Here is a 4,677-nt window from a genome sequence, read left to right as displayed (position 1 = left end):
ACCACGGCCTGATTCAAGAAAAAAATCACTAAAAGAGCGGAATTTTTACCTTCCGCTCTTTTATAAGATATCTAAATATACTTATCTTATATTATTTTATTGCTTCGTAATCATCTGCATTTTTATATGTTACAGCTGATTTTGGCATGTCTTTATCGTCCATGTCGAAGTCTTCTTCAAGATCGATTTCAACATCTGCGTCTTTTGAGGGCTGAGCAGTAAGAGTGTCATCTTTTGTGGTATCTACAACAGGTGCTACCATATCTACGTCGCTTTTGTTAGCGGCTTTATTTTTATAAGACAAAGGTGCTCTGTCTTGTTGCATAGTTGAGGCACTCATGTCTGATTCATCAACAGGAGTAATATCTGCTTCTATAACTTCAATTCCTACTGCATATCCGCCAGCTAATCCATCTTGATTAGTAACTGTAGTTTGTTCAGCAGGCATCTCTGCCATTGTGTCTAAGTTATCTGATTGAAACATTTCTTGTCTTCTTATAGGGGCAGTGTTTTCACTTAGCATGCTATCGCAATCTGCTCTTAAAGCTGATAGAGTTGCAACACTTAACAGTAATGTTATTGATAATTTTTTCATAAGAGATCCTTTATTTGTGTAATTTTAATAATATTATTATATTTTTAAATTTACTAATATATAATAAATAAAGTCAAGAGTTAGGTGAGTATATTCTAGAATCTTTTATTATATAACAAGCATTTTCGTTTTTTATCTAAAAAATATACACTTAACTAGAGTAGGCACTATTTTTTTTAGTAATTTTTAAGGGCAGTATGCAAAAATCATTATCCAAAAAGTCTATTTTAAAAAAAACGGTAGCAGTAGGTGGTTCTACTTTATTAAGTAGGATCTTAGGCCTGGTGCGCACTATATTTGAAACACGTTACTTGGGTGCAGGGGCACTATCAGATGCTTTTTTGGTAGCGTATAAAGTTCCTAATTTTTTACGTAAAATATTTGCTGAAGGGGCATTAAGTGCGGCTATTATGCCTCGTCTTGTGCTTTTAGCTAAAGAAAAAGAATATAATCAAATAAGTAAGCTAATAACTCTTATGTTAATGATTATAGAAGCTCTTTTATTTGCTGTATGTTTGCTTGTTGTAGCCTTTCCTCAGCCTATAGTGTTATTTACAGCTCCAGGTTTTGCAGCTAAACCAGTTGAGCTGGCTTCAGCTGTAGCGTTACTACGTATTTTAATGTTTTTTGTTTTTTTTATCTCAAGTAGTGCACTTTTGTCTGGTGCATTGCAAGCAGTGCATCATTTTGCTATACCTGCTTTTAGTCCAGCGTTATTAAATATAATATATATAGCTGGATTAAGTCTTTGCTGGTACTTTAAGTTACCGGTGCCTTATCTTGCTTTTTTTGTCCTTTTAGGTGGGCTCCTGCAGCTTCTTTTACATCTGTATATGTATTTTAAGCTTAATTTTACTTTTGCTCGCCCTGATAAGACTACTTACTCGATTTTTAGAGCCATAATGTTTAAATTTTTGCCTTGTATAGTTACTATGAGCGCTATGGAAATTAGTTTGTATATTGATTCTCAGTTTGCTTCTTATTTACCCGAAGGCTCTATTTCGTTAGTAACCTATGCATCACGCTTTATGGGGATACCCCTAGGAATTTTTGGTGCAGCTTTTTCTACTATTTTACTGCCCCATTTTTCGCGTATTAGTAGTTATGCACCTAAAAGACTAAGTTTTTATTTGTTTGAGTCAACCAAGCTTATTATCTACTTAACGTTGCCTGCTTTAATTTTGATGGGCTATTTTTCTTATGAGATATTCTTTACTTTATTTAAAAACTTTTCGCTTTCTCAAGTACATGAGTCTGCATGGCTTTTAAGGCTGTTTCTATCAGGACTCTTTTTCTTTTCGATAAATAAAATCTTGCTTAGTTTATACTATTCGCTTAATAATACTCTACTGCCGACACTAATCACGCTTACAGCGACAGTAGGTAACACTCTTTTTAATTGGTTTTTTATAGGCTTTTTAGGATCTTATGGTCTTGCCTTAGGAACAGCCCTTTCAGGCCTTATTCAGACAGTGCTGTTTTTTTGGATTTTACGCGCTAAATTTAATTTTACTTTATACTGGGGCGCTTTAGCCCGTTTTTTTACCCATTATATGCTCCAGCTTGGCAGCTTAACGACAGTGTTTTTTATTGTCTATAAGCTCATTTTAACAGCAATAAAAACTCTGCCTGCAACATACGTTCACCTTTTACTTGACACTGTTGGGCTTTGGTTTTGGGTCGGCCCTTTATCGTTAGCTTTTTTTGGCCTTCTTTATATAACACGTTCACAATTTGGTATAAAACTTTATTTTTTGGATTAAACTATGAAAAAAGAATACTCAGCCGGCATTATTGTTTTTTATGAAACTCAGCTACCGGATCGCCTAGAAAGAACCTATCTTATTTTACATTATCATAAAGGTCATTGGGATCTTCCTAAGGGTAAGCTTGAAGGTGCAGAGACAAATCTAGAGGCTGCAGTACGGGAACTTAAAGAAGAAACAGGTCTTACGGTTACTCTTATCCCTCATTTTGAACAGTCTTTATCCTATTTGTTTAAAGACAATCAAGGTATTTTAGTAAGCAAAGAAGTGACCTTCTTTTTAGGTAAAGCGTCAACTCAGTCTGTTATACTTTCTCCTGAACATAGTTCATACGAGTGGCTCTCTTTAAAAGATGCATTAAAGCAAGTAACCTATTCTAATGCTCAGCAAATGCTACGTATGGCAGATCAATATAGAGAAGCAGCCTAGCTGATAAGCTTGTGGATGGCCTGATATTCTATAGTAGCTTCAAAAGATTTTAAGGTGTCTAAAAAGCTAGCATCTAGTTTTTTATAAATAGTATGATTTGCTCTTTGAGGAATATGTATCCAGGCGTGCCAAATATGCTCAAAGGGTATCAAGCTTATAGAAAAAGAATACTTTTGCGATGGCTCTTGTATAAAAAATTCTAGTACGTTAGCGCTTGTTTGGTGTAAACCTTTGTAATTGCCATATACCTGTTGTTGTGTTTCTACACAAGTAATTTTTTTTGTATCAGTCGAGAGGTGTATGCACAGTTCTTCTAGATTGGTAGTTGTAAGGCCAAAAAAATAGTTTAGTATAGCTATAAAATTAGCAATTGTAGGGCGCATTTCGTAGTTGCCACTGACATATTCGATAGTGTTTTTCCCTGATACGTAGTCCAACCATTTTTGACCAGCACTTTGTGTTTTAACATGAAAAGCTGATGGTTGTACGTAGGTATAGTAGTGCTCAAATTCTGAAGTATAACAACAGTTGCTTGATAAATAAGTTATATCAAATGTATGTTGTGCTGAGTTATAAAACAATACATTACAAAATTCCCTTATTACTGTTTCAAAACAATCGGGCACGGCTTTGCTCTGTTGATAACCATAGTAACCTTGAGGAACGCACGGTGGTAAAGCTGTTAAATAGGTACGGTGTGCGATAAGCTCAAGAGCACTCATATAATAGTTGCTATAACTCTTTTCTCTGTCTTGAACCCCACACAATGAGTTAGAGTTGCTGTTTTCATTTGTTGTAGTATCCCAGTTTAGAGCTAGTTCTCGAGCGTATTCTTTTACCTGTTGTAATTCTGTTGCTTTACAATAAAAAAAAGCAGCTAAAATAGCATGAGGAGTAAAAAGATGATAAAGACCGGCTAGACATTCTTTTTGTGATTCTTGAATATAGCTTATTATATGGTTAAAATGCTTTCTAAAACTTGCTTTGTTATAGTCTGCAGGGTAGGTTGCTTGTGCTTGAGCTGCTAGTTTTTTATATAATTCAGGTGCGTAAGTATCAAAATTATTCTGTTCAAGGCAAGAGAGTAGCTGAGCAGTATCTTGAGTTGTAAGATAAGTAGCTGGATTATTACGAGCAACTGTAGGGGCAAAGTGATCTTTATCTTTACGAAACAAATAATACAGTAAAAGTTCTGTTTTAGTTGTTGGTTTAGTATTAGTTAAGCTTGGTTTGTTATAAAAGTCTAAAAGTAAACCTGATTCATATACCAATGCACCAACGAGTGGTGACAAATGACGTTTAGAGTAAAAACAAGTTACTGGTATTTGTGCTAGGTGTATGAGAGATAAATAGCTATACAATGTTGTAGAAGATAGTATCAATACACTAAAAAAAGTCACGATATAAATATGCATGTAAATCTCAGGTGATAAATTAAAAGCTACCCACAAGAGTTATACTTACATGAAAGCAAAAAATGAGCAACAAAAAAGGACGGGGTTTTAAACCGTCCTTGATTATTTGGTTGCGGGGGCTGGATTTGAACCAGCGACCTTTGGGTTATGAGCCCAACGAGCTACCAGGCTGCTCTACCCCGCGATGAATTTTTTATTGAAAAAAAGAAATATTTTCAAGCTATATAATCTATAATAAACCCTTTTTTATAGATTGTCAAATTTTTTCTTGCACAAAAGAGAGAGTATGCCAAAATCTATCAACTGCTTTTAGTCCTTAACTTTTAGAATATAACTACGACCGCTAGTGCTGTCGTTTTTGTATGAGTAAAAGAACAGTGTATAGTTATAGATGTTTTATCTAGACTATTATTAATAATTTTAGTCCAATCAATAACTAGAATGGGCACATGATTGTGCTTTTGAACTTCAA

General features: G+C 34.6%; 4 protein-coding genes and 1 tRNA gene. 2 read left to right on the top strand and 3 right to left on the bottom strand.

Annotated elements, in window-relative coordinates:
• Positions 1-91: 91 nt before the first annotated feature.
• Entirely contained in the window at positions 92-595 is a 504-nt protein-coding gene (locus H0X48_06770; protein MBA3954992.1) for a hypothetical protein, read from the bottom strand.
• A 197-nt stretch (positions 596-792) separates the two neighbouring features.
• Here H0X48_06770 and murJ point away from each other — a divergent pair, with 197 nt between their 5' ends.
• Together murJ and H0X48_06760 are read left to right on the top strand one after the other, a co-directional pair.
• Positions 793-2,358 carry a murein biosynthesis integral membrane protein MurJ gene (gene murJ, locus H0X48_06765; protein MBA3954991.1) on the top strand — a complete coding sequence of 522 codons (1,566 nt, stop codon included), beginning with the start codon at positions 793-795 and terminating at the stop codon, positions 2,356-2,358.
• A 3-nt stretch (positions 2,359-2,361) separates the two neighbouring features.
• Positions 2,362-2,790 (top strand): NUDIX domain-containing protein, encoded by a 429-nt coding sequence (locus H0X48_06760; GenBank protein MBA3954990.1) that lies wholly within the window; start codon positions 2,362-2,364, stop codon positions 2,788-2,790.
• Here the strand turns inward: H0X48_06760 and H0X48_06755 are convergent.
• Both H0X48_06755 and H0X48_06750 read right to left on the bottom strand, forming a co-directional pair.
• Entirely contained in the window at positions 2,787-4,205 is a 1,419-nt protein-coding gene (locus H0X48_06755) for a hypothetical protein (protein MBA3954989.1), read from the bottom strand. The genes H0X48_06760 and H0X48_06755 overlap by 4 nt on opposite strands.
• A 107-nt stretch (positions 4,206-4,312) precedes the next feature.
• Positions 4,313-4,389, bottom strand: a tRNA-Met gene (locus tag H0X48_06750).
• Positions 4,390-4,677: the final 288 nt, after the last annotated feature.

Source organism: Candidatus Dependentiae bacterium (assembly GCA_013821315.1).
Lineage (GTDB): Bacteria > Babelota > Babeliae > Babelales > Babelaceae > JACDHA01.
This window is presented reverse-complemented; position numbering and strand designations above follow the sequence as displayed.